Below are 22,897 nucleotides of genomic sequence, written 5' to 3' on the forward strand. Positions count from 1 at the left end.
CCCCGCGCCTCAAACGCCGGCGGGGCTGATTTCAGCCCGCGCGGCGTTTGAGCGCGCCGGGCGCGGAGCGGCCGGTCTTTCAGCCCCGCCCGGTCCATCCCAGCCCCGCCGGCGTTTGAGGCGCGGGGTCCGGGGCGGCAGGACCCGGTTTCGGGAAGGGGCGGGGAGGGGACAGGCTCCGCGCAGCGGCAGTTCGGCCGGGCACCGGGCGGTCGGGTCCGGGGTCAGTGGCCCAGGGGCCAGGCGACCGGGGCCGGGGTCTGGGGGGATGCGTCCGCGTGGGCGGCGCAGGCGTCCGTCAGGGACTCGAGGAGGGTCAGGGGGTCAGGGAGCGGGTGCTCCATGCCCCGGATCCAGGTGACCGCGTGGTCACCGGGGAGGGCCGCCGGCGGCACCAGGACGTAGCTGCCCCGGCAGTGCCACCGCAGCCCCGGATGCTCGTCCATCGTTTCCGGATGGCAGTCCAGCTCGCACGGCCACCACTCGTCCTCGTCCTCGGGCGTACCCCGCGTCGCCGTGAAGAAGAGCATCCGCGCCTGGTCGCCCGCCCCGCCCGACTCGGCGACCGGGCCGACCTCGACGCCGGCCGCCAGCAGCCGCTCCAGGGCGCGGAGCCCGGCCTCCAGCGGGACGTCGAGCACGTCGTGGACCATGCCGGTCGCGGTGACGAAGTTGGCCTGGGGCTGGCTGCGGGCCCAACGCTCGATCTGCGCGCGGTCGGTGGTCGACTGGGTCTGCCAGGCGAAGGAGAGCGGGTGCCGGGCGGGGGTGGGACAGCCGATGCGGTCGCACGAACACCGGTAGCCGGCGGGGTGGGCGGCGGGGGCGAGCGGGAGGCCCGCGGCGGTCACGGACAGCAGCAGGGCCTCGCGTACCCGCCCGGGGTCCTCGGGCGAGGGTTTCGACCGCCGGCGCAGCCACTGTGAAATCCTGCTCTGCTCGCCGCGTTTGACGCGGCCGGACTCAGACCCCATCTATCCCCTCACAACGACCTCGGCCCCGGCAGACCCTCACATCGTCCCACCATCCTGCGGCCCGGGTGACCGCTCACCCCAACCGGGGGGTGGGGGTGACATGCGTGCGAGGGCCGTTCCGGTGCCGGGTAAATCGCCATCAATGGATGCAAACAGGGGCATTGGGCTGGGGGGTTGTCCCTTCCCACGGGTTCGGTGACCTTCGCCACCCCGCCACCACCGCGCGGCCCGCGTCAGCCCCCGGCGCCCGCCAGCACCCGGTCCACCAGCGCGTCCGCGTACGCGTGGGTCAGTGGGGCCGTGCGCATCAGCCAGCGGTACGTGAGCGGCCCGACCAGCATTTCCACGGTCAGCCGCAGGTCCGCGTCGGGCGGGAGCTGCCCGGCCTCGCGGGCCGCGCGCAACCGGGCCTCGTACAGGGCGAGCTGCGGCCCCAGCAGCTTCTCGGTGAAGCGGGCGCCGAGTTCGGGGTCGGTGGCCCCGGCCGCGGTCAGGGCGCGGGCGGGGGCGGCGTACTTCTCGTCGTTGAACTCGTCCACGGTGGCCCGCAGCACCTGCTTGAGGTCGGCGGCGAGGTCCCCGGTGTCGGGGAAGCCGGACCAGCCGCCCTCCGCCTCCGCGTGCCCGGCGAGGGCGAGCGAGGCGTCGAGGAGCACCGCGGCCTTCGACGGCCACCACCGGTAGATCGTCTGCTTGCCGACCCCGGCGCGGGCGGCGATGGCCTCGATGGTCAGCCTGTTGTAGCCGACCTCGCCGACCAGGGCGAGCGCCGCCTCGAGGATGGCCCGGCGCGAGCGGTCGCTGCGGCGGCTGGCGTCGGGGGCCTTCGCGTCAGGGTTCCTCCTGGTCATTCGGACAAATTACCAATCGCTACGTCTCGTCTTTGAGTCATTCCGTAAACCACCCGGTCAGTTCACTGCGCGGTCCCCTTTGAGGAGAGACGATTCTCTCCACATGTCACGTGAGTCGTGAGGAGCCTTCTTTGCGCAGAGACGCCACACCCCGGCGCTACCTGATGTGCCCACCGGCACACTTCAGGGTCACGTACTCCATCAACCCGTGGATGGACCCCACGAAACCGGTGGACCTGCCCCTCGCACACGCCCAGTGGGATGACCTACGGGACCGCTACCGCTCCCTCGGCCACACCGTCGAGACGCTCGTACCGGACCCCGAGCTGCCGGACATGGTCTTCGCGGCCAACGGCGCCCTCGTGATCGACGGCCGGGTGCTCGGCGCCCGGTTCGCCTATCCGGAGCGGGCCGCCGAGGCGGAGATCCACCTCGAGTGGTTCCGGTCCCACGGCTTCCGGGACGTCCACGAGCCGTCCCATGTCAACGAGGGCGAGGGCGACTTCGCCGTCACGGCCAGCTGGATCCTGGCCGGCCGGGGCTTCCGCTCCAGCCCGCTCTCGCACGACGAGGCCCAGGAGTTCTTCGGCCGCCCGGTCATCGGCCTGGACCTGGTGGACCCGCGGTACTACCACCTGGACACCGCGCTGTGCGTCCTCGACGGCGACGAGGTCATGTACTACCCGCCCGCGTTCTCGCCGGGCAGCCAGGCCGTGCTGCGGCGGCTGTTCCCGGACGCGCTGATCGCCGACGGCGAGGACGCCGCGGCCCTCGGCCTGAACGCGGTCTGCGACGGCCGGCACGTCCTGCTCCCGCAGGCCGCGACCGGGCTGCTCGCCCCGCTGCGCGAGCGGGGCTTCGAGCCGATCCCGATGGACCTGGGCGAGCTGCTCAAGGGCGGCGGCAGCGTGAAGTGCTGCACCCAGGAGCTGCGGATGTAGCGCCGTCAGCCGGCGGTGTCCTCGGCCGGGGGCGGCCACTGCTCGCCCCACTCGGCGTCCCGCGCCGCCTTGTACAGGTCGCCGTGGCGCTTGGTCACGGTCGACCGGGTCAGCCCCTCGCCCTCGGGACCGCACAGGTCCAGCAGGACGAGCCCCTTCCGGATCTGCGGCTTGCGCGTGATCCGGGAGGGGACCGGCTCCACCGGGAAGCGGGTCGCGGCGACGTAGCTGAACTTCTCGTCCTCGTACGGGAGCGAGCCGCCCTTGACCTGCCGGTGCAGCGAGGAGCGGCTGACCCGCGCCGCGAAGTGGCACCAGTCCCGCCCGACCTCGATCGGACAGGTGCCGTCGTGCGGGCAGGGGGCGGCGACGTGCAGCCCGGCCTCGATCAGCTGGTCTCGGGCCTCGCGGATGCGCAGGTAGCCCTCGGGCGTGCCCGGCTCGATCAGCACCACCGCCTGCCCGGCGCGGGCCGCCTCGGCGACCACGGCCCGGCGGGCCTCGGGGGTCAGCTCGCCCAGGACGTACGACACCGTCACGAGGTCGGCCTCCGGCAGGGCGATCCCGGAGCCGATGACGGCCCGCCGCCACTCGGCCGAACGCAGCACCGGCGAGGCGGAGGCCCCGGCCAACTCCCGGCCCAGGGCGAGCGCGGGCTCGGCCCAGTCCAGGACGGTGGTCGTGCGCGGCCCGTCCCAGGTGGCGTCCACCGCCCAGGTCGCCGCGCCCGTGCCGCCGCCGACGTCCACGTGCGAGCCCGGCGTCCACTGCGGGGCGGCCTCGGCGAGGCCGGCCAGGGCGGACCGTACGGCCTCGAAGGTGGCCGGCATCCGGTACGCCGCGTACGCCGCGACGTCGGAGCGGTCGCGCAGGACGGGCGCGTCGGTGGGCGTGCGCCCCCGGTAGTTGGCGATCAGCCGCTCGACGGCGGCTGCGGCCTGCTTCGGCGGGAGCCCGTCGAGCAGCCCGGCCAGCGCGGACCGGAGGGCTTCGGCGGTGGTGGGGGCGGAGACGTTCACCTGCGAAGTTTACGGCGCCGGGGCCGCCCCGCTCACGCCTCGGCCGCCTGGTCCTGGTCCCGTGGCCGGGCCCGGCTCACGCCGCAGCCGGCGCCGCCTCCCGGTCGCGCCACGGGCGGCACATGCCGAGGAAGCAGCCCGACGCCAGCAGCGAGCACGCCAGCTGGACCACGGCCATCGGCACCGCCGTGCCCTCGCCCGCGATCCCGACCAGCGGCGAGGCGACCGCCCCCACCAGGAAGGAGGCGGTCCCGAGCAGCGCGGAGGCCGAGCCGGCCGCGTGCGGGGTGCGCATCAGGGCGAGCGCGTTGGTGTTCGGCAGGACGAAGCCCATCGCCGACATCAGCACGAACAGCCCGGCCGCGACCGGCACCAGGCCCACCTGCCCGAACACCCCGGTCGTCATCAGCAACAGCGCCGTCGAGGACCCCGCGAGGACGGTGAGCCCGCCCGCCAGCACCTTGTCCAGGCTGACGCGGCCGACCAGCAGCTTGCCGTTGACCTGCCCGGCGACGATCAGCCCGACGGAGTTCAGGCCGAACAGCAGGCTGAAGGTCTGCGCGGAGGCCCCGTAGATCTCCTGCACCACGAACGGCGAGGCGGATATGTACGAGAACAGCGTCGCGAAGGCGAACCCGCCGGCCAGGGTGTAGCCGGCGAAGACGCGGTCGCCGAGCAGCCCGCGCACCGTCCGCAGCGCCGCGCCGACCCCGCCGGTCTGCCGCTGTGCGGGCGGCAGCGTCTCGCCGAGGCTGCGCCACACCACCAGGGTGAGGGCGAGGCCCACGGCGGCGAGGACCACGAAGACCCCGCGCCAGTCGGCGAAGCGGAGCACCTGGGCGCCGATGAGCGGCGCGACGATGGGGGCCACGCCGGAGATGAGCATCAGCGTGGAGAAGAAGCGGGCCATCTCCACACCGTCGTAGAGGTCGCGCACGACGGCGCGGGCGATGACGATCCCGGCCGACCCGGCGAGGCCCTGGAGCAGGCGGAAGCCGATGAGCAGCTCGGCGCTCGGGGCGAGGGCGCAGACGGCGGTGGCGAGGACGTAGAGGACCATGCCGGCCAGCAGGGGCCTGCGGCGTCCCCATTTGTCGCTCATCGGGCCGACGACGAGCTGGCCCAGCGCCATGCCGGCGAGGCAGGCGGTGAGGGTGAGTTGGACGGTGGCGGCCGGGCTGTGCAGGGCCGTGGTGACCTCCGGCAGGGCCGGCAGGTACATGTCCATCGACAGCGGAGGGAGGGCGCTGAGCCCGCCGAGGACGACGGTGACGAGCAACCCGGTGCGCCGGGCGGCGGTGGTCTTCGGGGCGGAGGCGGGGGCGGGGGGTCGGGCGGAGAGCGTCTCGGGCGACGGCTGCTCGTGCGCAGAGGCCGTCGCGGGGCCTGTCTCCGACATGCGGAACTCCAGTCTTTTCGTCGTCTTTTCACACCCCTGACCGACCCATGCTCTCAGCAAATGGAACGTCCGTGGACGGATGCGACATGTGACGTACCCTGCGGGCCCATGAGCTCTCGTGGGAAGAAGATCGCCGTCGTCACCGGAGCGGGCTCCGGCATCGGCCGCTCCGTCGCCCTCGCCCTGGCCGGCGCCGGCTGGTCGGTCGCGCTCGCAGGCCGCCGGCCCGAACCGCTGGAGGAGACCGCACGGGCCGCCGGCCCCGACGCGGACGTGCTGTGCGTCCGCGCGGACGTCAGCGACCCGGACGACGTGGCCGCCCTGTTCGCGGCGGTCCGCGCACGGTACGGCCGGCTCGACCTGCTGTTCAACAACGCCGGCACCTTCGGCCCCGGCGGCGTCCCGCTGGAGGACATCACCTACGAGGCCTGGCGCTCGGTGGTCGACGTCAACCTCACCGGGGCCTTCCTGTGCGCCCAGGCGGCCTTCCGGCAGATGAAGGAACAGGACCCGCAGGGCGGCCGGATCATCAACAACGGCTCCATCTCCGCGCACGTGCCCCGCCCGAACTCGATCGCCTACACCGCCACCAAGCACGCGATGACGGGCCTGACCAAGTCGCTGTCGCTGGACGGGCGCCCGTACCGGATCGCCTGCGGGCAGATCGACATCGGCAACGCGGCCACCGAGATGACCGAGCGCATGCAGAGCGGGATCCTCCAGGCCAACGGGCAGCTGGCGGTGGAGCCGGTGATGGACGCCGCCGACGTCGCGCGCACCGTACTGCACATGGCGGAGCTGCCGCTGGAGGCGAACGTGCAGTTCGCGACGGTGATGGCGACGGCAATGCCGTACATCGGGCGCGGCTGAACCGGTTGACCCGCGGACCGGCGGACCGGCCGGCGGGCGGGTCGGGGAATGCGCGGCGGCGGGCGGCAGTTGGCCCGATCATGACGACCGATGCGACCGATGTACTGCGCTACACCGCCTTCTCCGCCGACCCCGCCGGCGGCAACCCCGCCGGGGTCGTGCTCGACGCGAGCGGCCTGGACGACGCCGGCATGCTGGAGATCGCCGCCCGGCTCGGCTACAGCGAGACGGCCTTCCTGACCGGCCCGCCGGCCGGCCTCGGCGGCGAGCCCGGCCGGGCCTTCACCCTGCGGTTCTTCAGCCCGAAGGCGGAGGTGTCCTTCTGCGGGCACGCCACCGTGGCCGCCTCCGTGGCGCTGGCCGAGCGGATCGGTCCGGGCGAGCTCGTCTTCGCGACCCCGGCGGGCACGGTGCCCGTCTCGGTCACCGCGTCCGACGAAGGCCTGCGGGCGGTCCTGACCAGCGTCGAGCCGCACGTCGAGGACGTCGAGGCCGCCGACCTCGCCGAGGCGCTGGTCGCGCTGGACTGGCCGGAGGCCGACCTCGACCCGGCGATCCCGCCCCGGATCGCCTACGCCGGGGCCCGCCACCTCGTGCTCGGCGCCGCCACCCGGGCCCGGCTCGCCGAGCTCGACTACGACTTCGCCCGGCTGGAGGCCCTGATGCGGCGCCTGGACCTGACCACGGTCCAGCTGGTGCACCGCTCCGGCCCGGCCGAATTCCACGTGCGCGACCCGTTCCCGGTCGGCGGCGTCGTCGAGGACCCCGCCACGGGCGCCGCCGCCGCGGCCTTCGGGGCGTACGCGCGCGAGCTCGGCCTGGTCCCGGCGGAGGCGGTGCTCACCCTCCACCAGGGCGAGGACATGGGCCGCCCGGGCGTCCTCACCGTGGAGCTGCGGGACGGGGACCCGCGGGTGCGGGTGGGCGGCGAGGGCGTCCGGATCCCCGGATGACCGTCGTCTCGTACGCGGAGGCCGAGCTGCCGGCGGAGCTCGCCGCCCAGGTCGCCGCGCTGGAGGCGGAGGCCTGGCCGGGCGCCGGTGCCGGGCACGATCCGGCCCTCGCGCCCCGGGCGATGCTGCTACTGGACGGGGCCGGGGTGGTCCTGGCCTCGCTGGCGCTGCTGCACAAGCCGGTCCGACACGCGGGGCGCACGTACCGCGCGGCCGGGCTCAGCGCGGTGGTGGTACGGGAGTCGGCGCGGGGCCGGGGGCACGGCGGCCGACTGGTGGCGGCAGCCCGCGCGGCGCTGGCCGCCGACCCGGCCGTCGACGTGGTCCTGTTCAGCTGCGACCGGCCGCTGGCCGCCTTCTACGAGGCGGCCGGCTTCACGCGGCTGCCCGGCGCCGTGCTGGTCGGCGGCACGCCGGAGGAGCCGCTGGCCACGGATGCGGCCGGCTTCGACAAGGAGGTGCTCGGCGACTTCCCCGGCCTCGGTCCCCAGGCCGCCGCGGCCTTCGCGGGGACCCGCATCGCCCTGTACCCCGGCCTGGTCGACCGCCTCTGGTGACCCCGGCCGAGCGGCGGACGCGGGGGAGGATCCGCTGCGCGGAGCCTCTCTCCCCGCCCCGCCCTTTCGCCGTATCCCGGGACTCCGCCCCGGTCCCGTCCGCCTCAAACGCCGGCGGGGCTGAAACGGTCCGCCTCAAGCGCCGGGGTTGAAAGCGTCCGCCTCAAACGCCGGCGGGGCTTGGTTTGCGGGGGACCTTGCCTTTCCCGGCTTCCGCCGCCGCTCGTGCCGGGGGTCCGGCACATTCAGCCTCGCCCGCGTTTGAGTGGGGGTCCCCCCGGACGGAGTCCGGGGGAGGGTCCGGGCGGAGCCCGGGGCCCGGCGGAGCCGGGTTGCTTCGGGTCCCGCCGCAGTCCGCGCCTTACGCGCCGGCGGGGTGGATGTGCCTGGCGGGGCCGGGACGGCAAAGGGGGCCCGGATCGTGGTGATCCGGGCCCCCTTTGCCGTAGGACGGGGTGCGGCTACGCGTCCGCGGTGGCGGCCGGGGCAGGGGCCCGGCGGCCGGAGCTCTGCTGCTTCAGGAAGAGCACCAGCGTGGGGACCAGGTAGAGGACCCACACGCCGACCTGGAGCCAGGTCGGGTCCGGCTGGAAGTTGAACGTGCCCTTGAGCAGGGTCCCGTACCAGCTGTCCGGCGGGATCGCGGCGCTGACGTCGAAGGCCTTGTTCACCAGGCCGGGCAGGAACTCGGCCTCCTGGAGGTCGTGGACGCCGTACGCGAGGACACCCGCGGCGACGACGACCAGCATGCCGCCGGTCCAGGTGAAGAACTTCGACAGGTTGATCTTCAGCGCGCCGCGGTAGAACAGCCAGCCCAGCACGATCGACGAGCCGATGCCGAGCAGGACGCCCACGAGCGGACCGGCGCCGTTGCCGGCCGCGTGGACCGAGCGCCACACGAACAGCGAGGTCTCCAGGCCCTCCCGGCCGACGGCCAGGAACGCCGTGGTCACCAGTGCGCCGGTGCCCATCGCGAGGGCCGCGTCGAGCTTGTCCTGCAGCTCGGACTTCAGGTGCCGGGCGGTCTTCTTCATCCAGAAGACCATCCACGTCACGAGGCCGACCGAGACGATCGACAGGCTGCCGCCGATCGCCTCCTGCGCCTGGAACGTCAGTTCCGAGGTGCCGAACTCCAGGGCCGCGCCGAAGGCCAGGCTCAGCGCGGCCGCGAGGCCGACCCCGAGCCACAGCGGCCCCAGCTTGTCCTTGTTCCCGGTCTTCACCAGGTAGGCGATGAGGATGCAGACGACCAGACTGGCCTCGAGTCCCTCACGCAGGCCGATCAGATAGTTGCTGAACACGCCGGTTCTCCCCTTCCCCGCGGCCTACGCGAACAGCGTCCGGCCCCACCAGTCGTCCTTGTCGCGGACGCCCGGCGGGACGGCGAAGATCGCCGAACCCACGTGCTGGATGTACTCGTTGAGTCCGTCGGACTTGGCCAGGTTGCGCTGGATCGGGATGAAGCCCTTGCGGACGTCGCGCTGGTAGGCGAGGAAGAACAGGCCCGCGTCGAGGCGGCCCAGCCCGTCCGAGCCGTCCGTGAAGGAGTAGCCGCGGCGCAGGATCGTCGCCCCGTTGTTGGAGTCGGGGTGCGCGAGGCGGACGTGCGCCTCGGGCTTCATCGCCTTCAGGAACGGCTCGTCGCGCTCCTTGGACTTGCCGACCGGCGCACCCTCGCCCTTGTTGCGGCCGAAGATGTCCTCCTGCTCCTGCAGGGGGGTGCGGTCCCAGATCTCGATGTTCATCCGGATGCGGCGCGCCACCAGGTACGAGCCGCCGGTCATCCAGGCGCTGCCGTCGTTCTCGCCGACCCACACGTGCTTGTCGAGGCCGGCCTTGTCGTTCCCGGCGATGTTCCGGGTGCCGTCCTTGAAGCCCATCATGTTGCGCGGCGTCTGCTCGTCCGGGGTGGTCGAGGAGGTCTTGCCGAAGCCGAGCTGCGACCAGCGCACCGCGACCTTGCCGAAGCCGATGCGGGCGAGCTGGCGGATGGCGTGCACCGCGACCTGCGGGTCGTCGGCGCAGGCCTGGACGCACAGGTCGCCGCCGGAGCGGGCCGGGTCGAGGTTGTCGCCGGGGAACAGCTCCAGGTCCACCAGGGCCTCGGGGCGCTTGTCCTCGAGGCCGAAGCGGTCCTTGGCGAACAGGCCGGGGCCGAAGCCGATGGTGAGGGTCAGACGGGACGGCTTGAGGCCGAAGGCCTCGCCGGTGTCGGTGGGCGGGGCCTCCGGGGAGCCCTCGTAGACGTCGCCGACGGGCCGGCCGGCCGTCATCAGGCGGGCCGCCTCGGTCCACTCCTTGAGCATCTTGACCAGCTCGGCGCGGTCCTTCGTCTTCACGTCGAAGGCAGCGAAGTGCAGGCGGTCCTGGACGGCGCTGGCGATACCGGCCTGGTGCTCGCCGTGGAAGGGCACGGCCCCGCCGGCGGAGGCCACCGGTGCGATGTCCGAGCCGGAGCCCAGGGCCGCGGCCGCGCCGCCGGCCGCGGCGGCGCCGAGCGCCAGCCCGGCCCCGCCCCAGCCGAGGAGGGAGCGGCGCGAGGGGCCGCCCGCCGCCTGGCCGGCGTCGCCGCCGGCGGCCTGCCCGGCCTGCTCGGCCTCGTCCGCGGACACCGCGCCCGCCTGCGGAGCCGACACAGATTCAGTCATTCCGGATTCTCCCGCCTGCTTCTCTCTCTACCGGTTACCGGAATTACTTCGCGACCGCGGCGGCCAGCTTCGACAGCGGCTCGCCCAGCGCGCTCACGGCGTCCGAGAGCTCCTTGCGCTCCGGGGCGCCGACCTTGTCGTAGGAGGTGAACTCGTAGGTGTTCTTGTCCGCGCGGTACTTGTCCAGCAGCGTGTTCATCGCGGCGAACTGGGTGTCCAGCTGCTTGGCGAGCTCCGGGTCGTTCTTCGCGGCGACCGGCTTGAGCAGCTCGTACGCCTTCTGCGCGCCCTCGACGTTGGCCTTGAAGTCAACCAGGTCGGTGTGGCTGTAGCGCTCTTCCTCGCCGGTGACCTTGCCGGTGGCGACCTCGTCCAGCAGCTCCTTGGCGCCGTTGGCCATGGAGGTCGGGGTGATCTCGGCGCTGCCGATCTTCTTCTGCCACTCGGTGATGTCGGTCGACAGCTGGTCGGCGAGCTTCTTCTCCTCGTCGCCGATCTTGCCGTCGGCCCACAGGGCCTTCTCCAGGCGGTGCCAGCCGGTCCAGTCCTTCGCCGGGTCCTGGCCGGCCTCCAGGCCGTCCTCGCGCACGTCGATCTTCGGGTCTATGTCGCCGAAGGACTCGGCGACCGGCTCGGTGCGCTCCCAGCCGATGCGGGAGGTGGCGTACGCCTTCTTCGCGGCCTCCAGATCGCCGGCCTTGACGGCGTCCACGAACGCCTTGACGGTGGGGGTGGTCTCGTCGGCCTGGGCCTGCACGTACTTGCGGTACTCGGCGACGGCCGCGTCCAGCTCGGGGCTGCGCTTCTCGGCGGCGGCGCCGGTGGCCTTGACCTTCTGGCGGATGCCGTCGCCCTTCATGCCGGGCTTGCAGGCGATCTCGTACTCGCCGGCCTTGACCTCGGCGGTGATGGTCGCCTTGGTGCCGGGGCCGATGTTCTCGCGCTCGGCGACGATGCGGCCGTCCGGGAAGTAGACGTAGACCTCGGTGACCTTCGAGCCCTTGTTCTCGACGTCCAGGGCGAGCTTGCCGGCGGGGAACTCGGTCTTCGAGACCTCGCACGCGCTGTCGGAGGCGGCCACCTTGATCGCCGCGTCGCCCGCGTCGCTCTTCTCGGCGCAGCCGGTGACGGCGGTGAGCGCAGCCACGGCGGCGGCCGTGGTGAGGGCGGTGAGGCGGGCGGGGCGCATGTGGGCTCCTGGGCTGTCTGGCGTCGGCAGACGGCCGCCCCGATCAGGTGGGACGGCCGGTGAGGCGGACCTAACTTAATCGAGGCTTACCTGACCCCTCCCCGGCCGTCCAGTGATTCAGCCCACATCTACGCTCCCCGGACACGACGCCGTCACGGCCCCTCCAAGGAGATCCCATGAGAAGGTCAAGTGGAGGTCAAGCCGGGTGACTGTTCCGTACTGCGGAACGGGCTTACCTGCGGACGGGCAGGACAAGCGGAATCCCGCTGCGCGGGTGCGGGAGCACCTCGACCGGCTGCCGGTAGACCCGGCTCAGCAGCTCTGCGCCGAACACCGCGGCCGGCTCCCCGTCCGCCGCGATCCGCCCGCCGTGCAGCACGGCGACCCGGTCGGCGTACGAGGCGGCCAGGCCCAGGTCGTGCAGGACGACCACCACCGCGTCCCCGGCCGCGGCCCGCTCCCGGCAGATCCGCAGCACCAGCTCCTGGTGGCGCAGGTCGAGGGCGGCGGTGGGCTCGTCGAGCAGCACCAGCGGAGCCCGCTGCGCCAACACCCGGGCCAGCGCGACCCGGGCCCGCTCGCCGCCGGACAGCGCCGAGAACGGCCGGGCGGCGAAGCCGGCCACCTCCGTGGCGGCCAGGGCGGCGGCCACCGCCTCCTCGTCGGCCCCGGCGAGCGGGGTCCCGGCCCAGGGCGCGCGGCCCATCCGGACGACGTCCGCCACCGGGAAGGGGAAGGACATCGCCGCCGACTGCGGGAGGACGGACCGCCGCAGCGCCAGCTCCGCGGCGCTCCACTCCTGCGCCGGCCGCCCGTCGATCCGTACGGTGCCCGCGGCGGCGGGCAGATCGGCGGCCAGGGCGGCGAGCAGCGTGGACTTCCCCGCGCCGTTGGGGCCGACCAGGGCCAGCACCTCGCCCGCCCGGGCCGCCAGGTCGATCCCGGCGAGCACCTCCCGGCCGCCGAGCCGGACGTGCAGGCCCGCGGCCTGCGCCAGCGCGGTGCCGGCGGGGCGGTGCTCGGGGATCCGGCGCCCGCGCCGCCGAAAGAACCGCCCGGTCATGCCCAACCCCCCTGCCGGCGGCGGGTGCGGCGCAGCAGCCAGAAGAAGAACGGGCTGCCGACCAGCGCGGTCAGCACCCCCAGCGGCAGCTCGGCCGGCCGGGCCGCGGTCCGCGCGGCGAGGTCTCCCGCGAGCAGCACCGCCGCACCGGTCAGCGCACTGCCGGGGACCAGGAAGCGGTGGCCGGGCCCGTTCGTCATGCGCAGCAGGTGCGGCACGAGCAGCCCGACGAAGGTGATGACGCCGGCCACGGCGACGGCGGCCGCGGTCAGCAGCGCGACGACCACGATGAGCGAGAGCCGCAGCCGCTCCACGTCCACGCCCAGGTGGCGGGCGGGCCGTTCGCCGAGTGCGAGGAGGTCCAGCTGGCGGGCGTACCAGGGGGCGGCGAGCAGGCCCGCGGCGGCGCAGGGCAGGACGGCGAGCACCTTGGGCCAGGTGGCCTGGGCGAGGGAGCCGAGCTGCCAGAAGGTGATCTGGTTGACCTGGCCGCTGTCGGCGAAGAAGACGAACAGGCCGATGAGGGCGCCGGCGAAGGCGTTGACGGCGATCCCGGTGAGCACGAGCGTGACCACCTCGGTGCGGCCGCCGGTGCGGGAGAGCAGGTAGACGGCGCCCACGGTGACGAGCCCGGCCGTGAACGCGCAGGCGGTGACGGTCCAGTTGCCGAGGAAGCCCAGGCCCAGCGCGATGGCGCCGACCGCGCCCACGGCCGCCCCGGCCGAGATCCCGATGACGCCGGGCTCCGCGAGCGGATTGCCGAACACCCCCTGCATCAGCGCGCCCGCGCACCCCAGGCTCGCGCCGACGAGCAGGGCGAGCACGACCCGGGGGAGGCGTACGTTCCACAGCACGCTCTCGCCGACCCGGTCGAGCGGGGCTCCGCCGAGGCCGATGCGGTGCTGTACCGAGCCGAGGACCTCCCCGGCCGGGATCGTGTACGCCCCCGCGCCGGCGGAGACGAGCGCGAGCAGCAGGAGCACGGCGACGAGCCCGCAGACGAGCCGGATGCCGCGGCGCGGGCGCGCGGCGGGGGTGGGGGTGGGGCCTGTCGCCTCAGCCGTGCCTGTCGCTTCGGCCGTGCCTGTCGCTTCGGCCGGGACTGCCGATTCGGCCGGGCCAGCCGCCTCGGCTGGGCCAGCCGCCTCGGCCGGGCCCGCCGACCCGGTGGATTCCTGCGCCGTGCCCTGCGCGGGCGCCTGCGCGTTGCGGTTGCCCACCTCAGGCGGCCTTGCCGTACAGCTGGGCGATCAGCGAGCTCAACACCTGGTCCGTGCGGGGGCCGTAGCTGAGCAGCACGCCGTCGTCCACGCTGATCACGCGGCGGTCCATGCCCGCCGGGGTCTGGGCGACGCCCGGGATCTTCACCAGGCCCTCCGTACCTCCCACGGACTCCAGCCCCTTGGACATCACCAGGATCGCGTCCGGCGCGGCTGCCGCGAGGGCCTCGCTCGTGATCGGAGTGAAGTCCTTGCCGAGCCCGGACTCCGTGCCGGTGTCGACGGCCCCGGCCGCCTCCAGCAGCGGGGCCGCACCCGACTCGGAGCCGCCCATCAGATAGACCGAGGCCGTACCGCGCAGGTAGAGGAAGGCGACCCGCGGCTTCCTCCCCGTGGCCGCGCCCGCGGGAACGCCCGCACGGGCGGCGGCGATCCGCCCGTCGGTGCGTTCCTTCAGCCGCGCCCCGGCCTCCTTGACGCCCAGCGCGCCGGCCACGGTGTCGATCCGCCGCGGTACGTCGTCCAGGGACTTGGCCGGGGCCACCACCAGCAGCGGGACGCCCGCGTCGCGGATCTGCGCGAGGGCCTCGGCGGGCCCGGAGGTGGTCTCGGCCAGCACCAGCGTCGGGCGCAGCGAGAGCACGCTCTCGGCGGAGACCTCGTGGCCCCGTGTCACCACCGGGAGGTGTGCCGCTTGTTCGAAGGTGGCAGTGATGTCGCGGGCGACGACCTGCGGGCCGAGTCCGAGGGTCTGGACGAGCTCGTTGAGGCTGCCGGTCAGCGGGACGATGCGGTCCGCGGAGGCCACGGTGACCGTGCGGCCGTCCGCCGAGGGCACGGTTGCGGGGAGGGTCGGGACGGGGGCGGGGGAGAGCGGCTCCACCCGGTCCGGCAGGGCGTGCGCCGACGGGCCCGCGGTGCCGGGGTCCTTGCCCGCGCAGCCGATCGCGGGGCCCAGGGCCAGCACGCAGAAGGCGAGCGCGAGGGCAACGGTGCGGCGAGGAGGGCGGGTTGACGCGGCGACGGGCGTGGGCACGGAGGCACCGTCCTGATCACGGGGTTGGGGGCTGGGGCGAGCGGCGAGCGGTAGGCAGCAGGCAGCAGGCGGTATGTGGCCAAGTGCGGACAAAGGGTGGCGGGTTCGAGGGTTTCCCCTACACCCACCAGTAGCTTAGGTTAGCCTAACCTTATCGACCAGGTCCTGGAGGGGGACTTCATGTCCGCACGGCCCGTCCGCCCCTACGCAGTCGTCCTGTTGGCGACCCTGGCGGCCCTCCTGGGTGCACTGCTCCCGGCCCCGGGCGCCCAGGCGGCGGGCCGTACCGTGCAAGGCGGCCGGCTCGACTGGGGGATCAAGTCCTCCTTCCAGAGTTATGTCACCGGGCCCGTGGCGAAAGGCGGTTTCCGGCTGAAGAACGGCGCCGCCACGGTCGGCGGCAGCCTGTTCCGCTTCCACTCCGCCACCGGTTCCTACGATCCCGCCACCGGCGCCTTCGAGGCCGCGTTCAGCGGCGGAGTCGCCTTCCAGGGCCACCGGAAGCCCGACGGCTCGTACGAGCTGGACCTGACCCTCAGCCGCCCCACCGTCAAGATCGAGGGCGGCAGCGGCACCCTCTACGCGGACGTCGTCGGCAAGGCCAAGGACACCGGCGCCGTCACCACCCGCAGCCAGGTCCCCTTCGCCACCCTCGGCCTCGCCGGCATCGACATGAAGGGCGGCGGCAGCCCCCTCGCCCTCACCCGCATCCCGGCCACCCTCACCGAACAGGGCGCCCAGGCCTTCTCCGGCTATTACGCCGCCGGCACCCCGCTCGACCCCCTCACGCTCTCCGTCGACGTCAAGACCGCCCCGGCCGCAGCGCCTTCGCCGTCCCCGAGCGCTGCGGCCGGGGCATCGCAGGACCCGGGCGCCGCCGCGGGCGGCGGCGCGTTCGCCGACGCCGCCGTCGACTGGGGCGTACGGCGCACCTTCCGCGAGTACGTCACCGGGCCGGTCGGCCAGGGGAGCTGGACCCTCGGCGAGGGCGCCCGGGACGGCGGCGCGCTCTTCCGCTTCCCGCAGGGCAAGGGCACGTACGACGCACGGACAGGAACGCTGGAGGCCGCCTTCGCCGGCAGCGTCCGCTTCACCGGAGCCCACCTCGACCTCACGCTCGCCAAGGTGGGGGTCAAGGTGGCCGGCGGCAAGGGCGTCCTGACCGCCGACGTCACCACCGGCGCCGGTGGTGGACCCGGCGCAGGGACCACACCCTCCGTCCCGCTCGTCGAGTTCGACGCCAAGGGGCTGAAGGCCGAAGGCGCCCTCGCCACCCTCACCGAAGCCCCGGCCACCCTCACCGAGGGCGGCGCCCGGGCCTTCAACGCGATGTACAAGGCCGGCACCGAGATGGACCCCGTCTCGCTCGCCGTCGCCCTGGACCCCACCGCGCAGCTGCCCGCCCTGCCGGACCTGGGCTCCGCGCCCGCGCCCGCCGCGCAGGCCCCCTCCCCGGCCGCCGCGGCCACCCCCGCCGCGCAGGCCGCCGCCACCGCCTCGGACACCGGGCTGTACGCCGCCCTCGGCGTGGCCGTCCTCGTCCTCGCCGGCGGCGCCGCCTTCCTCGTCGTGCGCGGACGCCGTACGGCAGCGGCCGCAGCGGCCGCAGCGGCCGCTGCGGCCGCGGACCCCGGGTCCGCCGAGGCGCGCACGCGGTCCTGAGCCCACACCGCCCACCCCCGGACCACCCGCCACCACGCAAGCCACCCCCGTTGCCCCAGGAGACCGCACCCATGTCGTCGCCCCTCCACCGCCGCCGCCCGCTCGCCCTCGCGGCGGCCGTCGCCACGGCCGCCGCGCTCGGCGCCACCGCTCTTGCCCTGCCCGCGACGGCGGCCGGCGGCGGTCCGGCCGCCCCGCCCGCCGCGGGCGCCTCCGCGCCGATACCGATCGTGAACGGCACCCTCGACTGGGGCGTCCTGGCGAGCTACCGCACGTACGTCCTGACCATGGCGCAGGGCACCATCACCCCGGCGGACGGCGCCGCGCTGAACCCGGACGGCACCTTCCGCTTCACCTCGGCGACGGGCTCGTACGACAAGGACGGCAGCCACACGGCGACCGCGGCCTTCAAGGGCAGCGTGACCTTCGCATCGGCCGCCCACGGCTTCACGGTGGTCCTGTCGAACGTCCGCATCGACACCGGCACGAAGAAGCTGACCGCCGACATCGTGAAGAACGGCACCCTCACCCGCGACGTCCCGCTCGCGGACGTGGCCTTCGCCGGCACGGCCATGGAGAAGCTCGGGACCACCCTCACCAAGGAGGCCGCGGACCAGCTCGGATCGCCCAAGTACGCGGGCCTGAAGGGTGACCCGCTCACCGCCGCCCTGGACTACGGCACGTCCCCGGCCCCCTCGCCGTCCGCGCCGAGCCCGTCCGCGCCGTCGCCCTCCGCGCCGAGCCCGTCCGCGCCCGCCTCCTCCGCGTCGGCCCCGGCCGGAGACCGGCGGCTGCTCTCCGGCCGGCTGACCTGGGGCGTGAAGGAGTCGTTCCGTACGTACGTCGCGGCCGGCGGCGGCAGCGTCACCCCGGCGGGCGGATCCGTCGCCGACGGCAGCACCTACTCCTTCTCCTTCGGTACGGGCGAACTCGACGCGGCGAAGAAGAAGCTGACCGCCTCCTTCGCGGGCAGCCTGCGCTTCCAGCGGCCCGACCACGGCATCGACATGACCTTCGGCAACCTGCGCGTCAACGCCGAGGGCGCGAAGGGCACCCTGGTCCTGGACGTGAAGACGCCCTCCTCCACCAAGGCCGACGTCCCCTTCGCCACCCTCGACCTGTCCAAGGCCGACTACCGCACCACCGGCGGGGTGCTCGCCCTGAACGGCGTCCCGGCGGTCTTCACCGCCGAGGGTGCGGCCGCCATCGGGGCCCCGAGCGGGGACTACGCCGAGGGCAGGCCGACCGACCCCGTCACCCTCACGGTGAGCGCCGACAAGGACGCCCCGCTGCCGAGCGCCTCCCCGTCCCCGACGCAGTCCGGCGGTGCCTCGTCGGGCGGCACCGGCAGCAGCGCGGGTGGCGCCGGCACGGTCGGCGGCGGGGCGGGCGGTACGGGCGGTACGGGCAGCAGCGCGGGCGGAAGCCTCGCCTCCACCGGCGCCGACGTCCCGGCCGGGGCCCTGCTCGGCGCCTCCGCCGCGGCGGTCGCGGCCGGCGCGGGCGCGGTGTCCTTCGCCCGCAGGCGGCGCACCGTACGGCTCTGAGCTGCCGGGCCGTGTTTGAATGCCCGCGTGAACGATCTCGATGTCCTCAGGGTCTTCTGCGCGGGCGACGGCAGGTTCGGCAACCTCCTCGGCGTCGTGCGCGACGGCCGTACCTGCCTCGACGACACGGCGCGCCAGGAGCTCGCCGCCGAACTCGGCTACAGCGAGACGGTGTTCGTCGACGATCCGGAGCGCGGGATCGTCGACATCCGCACCCCCGGCACGCGGATGTCCTTCGCGGGGCACCCGCTGGTCGGGGTGGCCTGGCTGCTGGACATCGAGGAGGTCCAGCCGCCGGTCGGGTCCGTATGGGCCCGCGACGACGGGGAGTTCACCTGGATCACGGCCCGGCCCGAGTGGGTCGAGGGCAAGCGCACGCAGCAGTACGCGACCCCGGCCGAGGTCGACGCCCTGCCCGCCCCGCCGCCCGGCGAGGGCTGGCTGTACGCGTGGGCGTGGGAGGACGAGGCGGCGGGCCGGGTCCGCGCCCGCGGTTTCCCGCGCCGGCCCGACGGGATCATCGCCGAGGACGAGGCCACCGGCTCGGCCGCGATCCTGCTGACGGCCGAGCTGGGCCGCGCCCTGAACATCACCCAGGGCGCCGGATCCCAGCTCCTCACCGCGCCCGGCCCCGACGGCACGGTCGAGATCGGCGGACGCGTCCGCTTCGACACACCGCCGCAGGCGCCGACGTTCAGGCGCTGAGCGGGAACTCCGCGCCCAGCTCGCGGAAGACGGCCCCGTTGTAGTCGAAGGCGCGCTTGCACTCGTCGATGATGCGCTGCTTCTCCAGGTCGTCCGCGGCGATGGCGTCCAGCAGCTCGCGGTAGGTGCGCTTGAAGGCCGCGGGGTTGGCGATGTCGGCGAAGACGTAGAAGCGCACGCCGTCGCCCTTGCGCTCGAAGCCCCAGGTCCGCTCCGCCTTGTCGCGGATGATCTGGCCGCCGGAGAGGTCGCCCAGGTAGCGGGTGTAGTGGTGGGCGACGTATCCGCCGGGCCAGGTGGCCGCGCACTCGGCCACCCGGGCGGCGTACGCCCGGGTCGCGGGCAGCGCCACCAGCGTCTCGCGCCAGGAGGGCCCGCGCAGGTGCGCCAGGTCGCGCTCGATCTCGGCGACGCGCATCAGCTCGGGCTGTATGAACGGACCCGCCACCGGGTCGTCCTCCAGGGATGCGGCCGCGTCCTCCAGGGCCCGGTACACGAACCACAGCTGCTCGGTGTAGCGCGCGTACGCATCGACCCCGAGGCGGCCGCCGAGGAGGTCGCTCATGAACGTCGAGGACTCCGCCTCGGTGTGCTGCTCGTGCGACGCGACACGGATGACCGTGGAGAAGGCGTCCAAGGCAAAACCTCCGAAAGACTCCGAAGACCGGGCACGGCGGCACGGCGGCCACCCTGCCCGATCCTCCTGCTTAGGCATACCTAAGTCAATGTCTTCCCGACGTGTTGTCGGTAAAACGCCTCCGGCCGGAAAGCGCTACGGCAGGGTGAGGATCTCGGCCCCTGTGTCCGTCACCACCAGTGTGTGCTCGAACTGCGCGGTCCGCTTCCGGTCCTTCGTCACGACGGTCCAGCCGTCGGCCCACATGTCGTACTCGTGGGTGCCCAGCGTCAGCATCGGCTCGATCGTGAACGTCATCCCGGGCTGCATGACGGTGGTGGCGTGCGGGCTGTCGTAGTGCGGGATGATCAGGCCGGAGTGGAAGGACGAGTTGATGCCGTGCCCGGTGAAATCGCGCACGACCCCGTAGCCGAAGCGCTTCGCGTAGGACTCGATGACCCGGCCGATGACGTTGACCTGGCGGCCCGGCTTGACCGCCTTGATGGCCCGGTTCAGGGCCTCGCGCGTGCGCTCGACCAGCAGGCGGGACTCCTCGTCCACGTCGCCGCACAGGTAGGTCGCGTTGTTGTCGCCGTGCACGCCGCCGATGTACGCGGTGACGTCGAGGTTCACGATGTCGCCGTCGCGCAGCACGGTGGAGTCGGGGATCCCGTGGCAGATGACCTCGTTCACCGAAGAGCACAGGGACTTCGGGAAGCCCCGGTAGCCCAGCGTCGACGGGTAGGCGCCGTGGTCGCACATGTACTCGTGCGCGACCCGGTCCAGCTCGTCGGTGGTCACCCCGGGGGCGATCAGCTTGGCGGCCTCCTCCATCGCCCGGGCGGCGATGCGGCCGGCGATGCGCATCGCCTCGACGGTCTCGGCCGACTGCACCTCCGGTCCGGTGTACGGAGTGGGCCCGGGCTTGCCCACGTACTCGGGCCGGCGGATGTTTCCGGGAACGGAACGGGCGGGAGAGAGCTCGCCTGGAACGAGCAGCGACTGGCCAGACATGCAAGCGAGTGTATCCAGCGGGGATGGGGCAGCATGGCGGCAGAAGGCCGGGAGCGAGCGGCCGCGAGCGGCGGTCGGCGAGGGCGAGAGGAGTCCGGGGACGATGGCCCTGTTCAAGAAGCGGCAGGTGGGCAAACCGGGTGAGTGGTACTACTGCCTGGTGCACAAGAAGGTCGAGGAAGGCCCCGAGTGCCCGGCGAAGGACCGTTTCGGCCCGTACGCCACGCCCGAGGAGGCCTCCCACGCCATGGCGACGGCGCAGGAGCGCAACCTCGAATGGCAGAACGACCCCCGCTGGAACGACGGCTCCGGCGAGGAGGGCGCGGACGGCGGCGACGGCGACGGCGCGACCGGCACGGCCACGCCGTAGCCGCCGCAGACGCCGTGGCGGCCCGACCGCCGGGCTACCAGCGGCCGGGCGGCGGCGCGGTCAGCCGGTCGGCCAGCCGCGCCAGCCGGTCCCGCAGCCGCCGCGGGCCGCGCGGCGCCGGCAGGCCGTTCTCCCCGGCCGCCGCACTGACCAGGTGCTGCACCGTGTCCAGATCCAGCGCGGTGGGGGGCTCCTCGGGCACGTCCCGCACGGAGAGCGCGTCGTGCGCGAGCGCGGCCAGATCCGGATCCCCGCCGTCCAGGGACAGTACGGTCGCCCCCGCGCGCCGGGCGTCGTGGACCCGCTCCAGCAGCCCCTCCCCGGGCCGCTCCGGAGCCACCACCAGCACCGTGTGCCCGCGCCGGGCCGCCGCCAGCCGCCCCAGCCCCACCGACAGGTGCGCGGGCTCCCCGGGCAGCACCCGGTGGCGCACCAGCGTCGGCGCCAGCTCCGGCAGCCCGCACCACGCGGCCTCGTCCACCAGGTGCGCCGCCAGGTGCCAGGGCTCGTAGTCCTCGGTACCCACCAGCAGCAGGTTCCCGCCGGCCGGCACCACGGAGTGCCGCAGGGAACCGGCGAAGCGGCGCGCGGCCGCGGGCCACTGCGTACCGGCGAGCACCTCGCGCAGCAGCGCGACCCTCACGGAATCCATGCGGGCATCCTGCACCACACCGCCGCCCCGCGGGGCCCACTGCGCACCCACGCGCCCGTTCGAGTCTTCCCGCCCCGGCATTACCCTCACCCCCATGACCTCCACTGACAGCACGCAGAAGCCCCCCGCCCAGGACCCCTGGGACCTGCCCGACGTCTCCGGCCTCGTCGTCGGCGTCCTCGGCGGCACCGGCGACCAGGGCCGGGGCCTGGCCTACCGCCTCGCGAAGGCGGGCCAGAAGGTGATCATCGGCTCCCGCGCCGCCGAGCGCGCCGAACAGGCCGCCGCCGAACTGGGCCTGGGCGTGGAGGGCGCCGACAACGCCGAGTGCGCGCGCCGCAGCGACGTCCTGATCATCGCGGTGCCGTGGGAGGGCCACGCCAAGACCCTCGAAGCCCTGCGCGAGGACCTCGCCGGCAAGCTCGTCGTGGACTGCGTCAACCCCCTCGGCTTCGACAAGCAGGGCGCCTACGCCCTCCAGGTCGAGGAGGGCAGCGCCGCGCAGCAGGCCGCCGCCCTGCTCCCCGGCTCCCGCGTCACGGCGGCCTTCCACCACCTCTCGGCCGTCCTCCTCCAGGACGAGTCGATCGAGGAGATCGACACCGACGTGATGGTCCTCGGCGATTCCCGCGCCGACACGGACGTCGTCCAGGCCCTGGCCGGCCGCATTCCGGGGATGCGCGGCGTCTTCGCGGGCCGCCTGCGCAACGCCCACCAGGTCGAGTCCCTGGTCGCCAACCTCATCTCGACGAACCGCCGCTACAAGGCCCACTCGGGCCTGCGCATCACCGACGTCTGACCCCGCCCCTTACGGGAGCACCGCGGGGCATGGGGGACACTGGAGGGGCTTGACCCCCTTCCGTGCCGCCGAGGAGCCGTACCCCATGCCCCGCCTTGCCGTCTTCGCCATCGTCGTCTGCGTCCTGTCCGTGGCGGCGGCCGTGGTCGCCTTCGTGGAGGGCAGCTTCCTGGGGATCGTCTGGGTCCTGCTGGCCGGGCTCACGTCGAACATGGCCTGGTACTACGTGCGCAAGGAGAAGGCCCGCAAGGCCGCCGGCGCCGCCCGCTAGGACCGCCGCAGGGAGAGCGTCAGCCTGCGGCTGCCGAGGTCCAGGGAGAGGACCACGGCCAGGACCTCGTCACCGACGCGGAGCTGCTCGGGTCCGGCCGGGAGCTCCTCCGCGGGGGCCAGTCCCTCGACGCCCTCCGCGACCTCGACGAAGGCGCCGAAGGGGAGCAGCCGGGTCACGCGGCCCGGCAGGGTCTGCCCCGCCACCAGACCGGCCGCCCGCAGCGGATCCGGCTGGAGCGCCCGCAGCGATAGCCGGGCCTCGCCGTTCCAGTCATCGAACCGGAGGAACTCGCAGGAGACGCGCTGCCCGACGCGGACGACGTCCGAGGCCGCGCCGATGCGCCGCCAGGACAGCTCGGGGACCGTGATGAACCCGACCCCGGGGAACACGGGGTGCGCGGGCCCCTCGTCCAACGCGACGAACACCCCGAAGGGCTTCAGCGCAGCGACGGTGCCCTCAAGGATCTGCCCGGGCCGGAGCCCGGCCAGGAACGTCCACAGTTCCGGGTGCTCGGTGGCCTTGACGTACATGCGGGCGG

24 protein-coding genes are annotated in these 22,897 nt (G+C 73.9%); 10 read left to right on the plus strand and 14 right to left on the minus strand.

Going from position 1 to position 22,897, the window contains the following annotated elements; all coding sequences use genetic code 11:
• Window positions 1-224 precede the first annotated feature (224 nt).
• Both ABZ924_RS09900 and ABZ924_RS09905 read right to left on the minus strand, forming a co-directional pair.
• The gene (locus tag ABZ924_RS09900) at window positions 225-974 is read right to left on the minus strand and encodes a bifunctional DNA primase/polymerase (RefSeq protein WP_361906451.1); all 750 of its coding nucleotides are present in this window, start codon (window positions 972-974) and stop codon (window positions 225-227) included.
• A 233-nt stretch (window positions 975-1,207) separates the two neighbouring features.
• A complete protein-coding gene (locus ABZ924_RS09905) occupies window positions 1,208-1,825 on the minus strand; it encodes a TetR/AcrR family transcriptional regulator (RefSeq protein ID WP_361906453.1) in 618 nt (205 codons plus the stop codon).
• Window positions 1,826-1,935: 110 nt separating this feature from the next.
• Here ABZ924_RS09905 and ddaH point away from each other — a divergent pair, with 110 nt between their 5' ends.
• Window positions 1,936-2,766, plus strand: coding sequence for a dimethylargininase (gene ddaH / locus ABZ924_RS09910; RefSeq protein WP_361906455.1), 831 nt, complete (start codon window positions 1,936-1,938; stop codon window positions 2,764-2,766).
• Between the two features lie 5 nt (window positions 2,767-2,771).
• Here the strand turns inward: ddaH and ABZ924_RS09915 are convergent, their stop codons facing one another.
• Both ABZ924_RS09915 and ABZ924_RS09920 read right to left on the minus strand, forming a co-directional pair.
• The gene (locus tag ABZ924_RS09915; RefSeq protein WP_361906457.1) at window positions 2,772-3,785 is read right to left on the minus strand and encodes a small ribosomal subunit Rsm22 family protein; all 1,014 of its coding nucleotides are present in this window, start codon (window positions 3,783-3,785) and stop codon (window positions 2,772-2,774) included.
• Window positions 3,786-3,861: 76 nt separating this feature from the next.
• A complete protein-coding gene (locus tag ABZ924_RS09920) occupies window positions 3,862-5,184 on the minus strand; it encodes a multidrug effflux MFS transporter (protein ID WP_361906459.1) in 1,323 nt (440 codons plus the stop codon).
• A gap of 108 nt (window positions 5,185-5,292) precedes the next feature.
• On the opposite strand from ABZ924_RS09920, the gene ABZ924_RS09925 reads away from it, so the two are divergent.
• From ABZ924_RS09925 to ABZ924_RS09935, 3 genes are all read left to right on the plus strand, one after another.
• Entirely contained in the window at window positions 5,293-6,054 is a 762-nt protein-coding gene (locus tag ABZ924_RS09925; protein ID WP_361906461.1) for an SDR family oxidoreductase, read from the plus strand.
• Window positions 6,055-6,134: 80 nt separating this feature from the next.
• Complete coding sequence (locus ABZ924_RS09930; RefSeq protein WP_361906463.1) at window positions 6,135-7,007, plus strand: PhzF family phenazine biosynthesis isomerase; 873 nt, start codon at window positions 6,135-6,137, stop codon at window positions 7,005-7,007.
• Entirely contained in the window at window positions 7,004-7,564 is a 561-nt protein-coding gene (locus ABZ924_RS09935; RefSeq protein ID WP_361906465.1) for a GNAT family N-acetyltransferase, read from the plus strand. Before ABZ924_RS09930 ends, ABZ924_RS09935 begins: the two co-directional genes overlap by 4 nt.
• 461 nt (window positions 7,565-8,025) lie before the next feature.
• On the opposite strand, the gene efeU is transcribed toward ABZ924_RS09935, so the two are convergent.
• From efeU to ABZ924_RS09965, 6 genes are all read right to left on the minus strand, one after another.
• Window positions 8,026-8,865: an iron uptake transporter permease EfeU gene (gene efeU, locus ABZ924_RS09940; RefSeq protein ID WP_361906467.1), complete on the minus strand. Its 840-nt coding sequence runs from the start codon at window positions 8,863-8,865 to the stop codon at window positions 8,026-8,028.
• Window positions 8,866-8,889: 24 nt separating this feature from the next.
• Complete coding sequence (gene efeB, locus ABZ924_RS09945) at window positions 8,890-10,212, minus strand: iron uptake transporter deferrochelatase/peroxidase subunit (RefSeq protein WP_361906469.1); 1,323 nt, start codon at window positions 10,210-10,212, stop codon at window positions 8,890-8,892.
• Window positions 10,213-10,255: 43 nt separating this feature from the next.
• Entirely contained in the window at window positions 10,256-11,401 is a 1,146-nt protein-coding gene (efeO, locus tag ABZ924_RS09950; protein WP_361906471.1) for an iron uptake system protein EfeO, read from the minus strand.
• Between the two features lie 232 nt (window positions 11,402-11,633).
• Window positions 11,634-12,464, minus strand: a complete 831-nt coding sequence (locus tag ABZ924_RS09955) for a heme ABC transporter ATP-binding protein (protein ID WP_361906473.1) — start codon at window positions 12,462-12,464, stop codon at window positions 11,634-11,636.
• Window positions 12,461-13,684 (minus strand): iron ABC transporter permease, encoded by a 1,224-nt coding sequence (locus ABZ924_RS09960; RefSeq protein WP_361906475.1) that lies wholly within the window; start codon window positions 13,682-13,684, stop codon window positions 12,461-12,463. The genes ABZ924_RS09955 and ABZ924_RS09960 overlap by 4 nt, the downstream gene beginning before the upstream one ends.
• Before the next feature lies 1 nt (window position 13,685).
• The gene (locus tag ABZ924_RS09965) at window positions 13,686-14,720 is read right to left on the minus strand and encodes an ABC transporter substrate-binding protein (protein WP_361906477.1); all 1,035 of its coding nucleotides are present in this window, start codon (window positions 14,718-14,720) and stop codon (window positions 13,686-13,688) included.
• Between the two features lie 180 nt (window positions 14,721-14,900).
• Between ABZ924_RS09965 and ABZ924_RS09970 the strand changes: the two genes are divergently transcribed.
• The 3 genes from ABZ924_RS09970 to ABZ924_RS09980 all read left to right on the plus strand — a co-directional run bounded on the left by ABZ924_RS09970 (window position 14,901) and on the right by ABZ924_RS09980 (window position 18,634).
• A complete protein-coding gene (locus ABZ924_RS09970; RefSeq protein ID WP_361906479.1) occupies window positions 14,901-16,382 on the plus strand; it encodes an HtaA domain-containing protein in 1,482 nt (493 codons plus the stop codon).
• Between the two features lie 71 nt (window positions 16,383-16,453).
• A complete protein-coding gene (locus tag ABZ924_RS09975; RefSeq protein ID WP_361906481.1) occupies window positions 16,454-17,929 on the plus strand; it encodes an HtaA domain-containing protein in 1,476 nt (491 codons plus the stop codon).
• 27 nt (window positions 17,930-17,956) lie between these two features.
• Entirely contained in the window at window positions 17,957-18,634 is a 678-nt protein-coding gene (locus ABZ924_RS09980) for a PhzF family phenazine biosynthesis protein (RefSeq protein ID WP_361906483.1), read from the plus strand.
• Here ABZ924_RS09980 and ABZ924_RS09985 read toward each other — a convergent pair.
• Complete coding sequence (locus tag ABZ924_RS09985) at window positions 18,624-19,271, minus strand: biliverdin-producing heme oxygenase (protein WP_361906485.1); 648 nt, start codon at window positions 19,269-19,271, stop codon at window positions 18,624-18,626. The two genes, ABZ924_RS09980 and ABZ924_RS09985, sit on opposite strands and share 11 nt — an antisense overlap.
• A 135-nt stretch (window positions 19,272-19,406) precedes the next feature.
• A complete protein-coding gene (gene map / locus ABZ924_RS09990; RefSeq protein ID WP_361906487.1) occupies window positions 19,407-20,264 on the minus strand; it encodes a type I methionyl aminopeptidase in 858 nt (285 codons plus the stop codon).
• Window positions 20,265-20,367: 103 nt separating this feature from the next.
• Between map and ABZ924_RS09995 the strand changes: the two genes are divergently transcribed.
• Window positions 20,368-20,634, plus strand: coding sequence for a hypothetical protein (locus ABZ924_RS09995; protein ID WP_361906488.1), 267 nt, complete (start codon window positions 20,368-20,370; stop codon window positions 20,632-20,634).
• 34 nt (window positions 20,635-20,668) lie between these two features.
• On the opposite strand, the gene ABZ924_RS10000 is transcribed toward ABZ924_RS09995, so the two are convergent.
• Window positions 20,669-21,286, minus strand: coding sequence for a hypothetical protein (locus ABZ924_RS10000; RefSeq protein ID WP_361906490.1), 618 nt, complete (start codon window positions 21,284-21,286; stop codon window positions 20,669-20,671).
• Between the two features lie 94 nt (window positions 21,287-21,380).
• Here ABZ924_RS10000 and npdG point away from each other — a divergent pair, with 94 nt between their 5' ends.
• Window positions 21,381-22,085 (plus strand): NADPH-dependent F420 reductase, encoded by a 705-nt coding sequence (npdG, locus tag ABZ924_RS10005; RefSeq protein WP_361906492.1) that lies wholly within the window; start codon window positions 21,381-21,383, stop codon window positions 22,083-22,085.
• A gap of 85 nt (window positions 22,086-22,170) precedes the next feature.
• On the plus strand, window positions 22,171-22,356 hold the full coding sequence (locus ABZ924_RS10010; RefSeq protein ID WP_361906494.1) for a hypothetical protein: 186 nt from the start codon (window positions 22,171-22,173) through the stop codon (window positions 22,354-22,356).
• Here ABZ924_RS10010 and ABZ924_RS10015 read toward each other — a convergent pair.
• Entirely contained in the window at window positions 22,353-22,889 is a 537-nt protein-coding gene (locus ABZ924_RS10015) for a S1 RNA-binding domain-containing protein (RefSeq protein ID WP_361906496.1), read from the minus strand. The genes ABZ924_RS10010 and ABZ924_RS10015 overlap by 4 nt on opposite strands.
• Between the last annotated feature and the right edge of the window lie 8 nt (window positions 22,890-22,897).

Source organism: Streptomyces sp. NPDC046876 (assembly GCF_040645035.1).
GTDB lineage: Bacteria > Actinomycetota > Actinomycetes > Streptomycetales > Streptomycetaceae > Streptomyces.

Bases quoted from the DNA above. Each gene is read 5' to 3' on its own strand.
- npdG (WP_361906492.1), top strand. From the start codon at position 21,381: ATGACCTCCACTGACAGCACGCAGAAGCCCCCCGCCCAGGACCCCTGG.
- ABZ924_RS10015 (WP_361906496.1), bottom strand. From the start codon at position 22,889: ATGTACGTCAAGGCCACCGAGCACCCGGAACTGTGGACGTTCCTGGCC.
- ABZ924_RS10000 (WP_361906490.1), bottom strand. From the start codon at position 21,286: ATGGATTCCGTGAGGGTCGCGCTGCTGCGCGAGGTGCTCGCCGGTACG.
- ABZ924_RS09905 (WP_361906453.1), bottom strand. From the start codon at position 1,825: ATGACCAGGAGGAACCCTGACGCGAAGGCCCCCGACGCCAGCCGCCGC.
- ABZ924_RS09920 (WP_361906459.1), bottom strand. From the start codon at position 5,184: ATGTCGGAGACAGGCCCCGCGACGGCCTCTGCGCACGAGCAGCCGTCG.
- ABZ924_RS09900 (WP_361906451.1), bottom strand. From the start codon at position 974: ATGGGGTCTGAGTCCGGCCGCGTCAAACGCGGCGAGCAGAGCAGGATT.
- map (WP_361906487.1), bottom strand. From the start codon at position 20,264: ATGTCTGGCCAGTCGCTGCTCGTTCCAGGCGAGCTCTCTCCCGCCCGT.
- ABZ924_RS09970 (WP_361906479.1), top strand. From the start codon at position 14,901: ATGTCCGCACGGCCCGTCCGCCCCTACGCAGTCGTCCTGTTGGCGACC.
- ABZ924_RS09930 (WP_361906463.1), top strand. From the start codon at position 6,135: ATGACGACCGATGCGACCGATGTACTGCGCTACACCGCCTTCTCCGCC.
- ABZ924_RS09955 (WP_361906473.1), bottom strand. From the start codon at position 12,464: ATGACCGGGCGGTTCTTTCGGCGGCGCGGGCGCCGGATCCCCGAGCAC.
- efeB (WP_361906469.1), bottom strand. From the start codon at position 10,212: ATGACTGAATCTGTGTCGGCTCCGCAGGCGGGCGCGGTGTCCGCGGAC.
- ABZ924_RS09995 (WP_361906488.1), top strand. From the start codon at position 20,368: ATGGCCCTGTTCAAGAAGCGGCAGGTGGGCAAACCGGGTGAGTGGTAC.
- ABZ924_RS10010 (WP_361906494.1), top strand. From the start codon at position 22,171: ATGCCCCGCCTTGCCGTCTTCGCCATCGTCGTCTGCGTCCTGTCCGTG.
- ABZ924_RS09935 (WP_361906465.1), top strand. From the start codon at position 7,004: ATGACCGTCGTCTCGTACGCGGAGGCCGAGCTGCCGGCGGAGCTCGCC.
- efeO (WP_361906471.1), bottom strand. From the start codon at position 11,401: ATGCGCCCCGCCCGCCTCACCGCCCTCACCACGGCCGCCGCCGTGGCT.
- ABZ924_RS09925 (WP_361906461.1), top strand. From the start codon at position 5,293: ATGAGCTCTCGTGGGAAGAAGATCGCCGTCGTCACCGGAGCGGGCTCC.
- ABZ924_RS09975 (WP_361906481.1), top strand. From the start codon at position 16,454: ATGTCGTCGCCCCTCCACCGCCGCCGCCCGCTCGCCCTCGCGGCGGCC.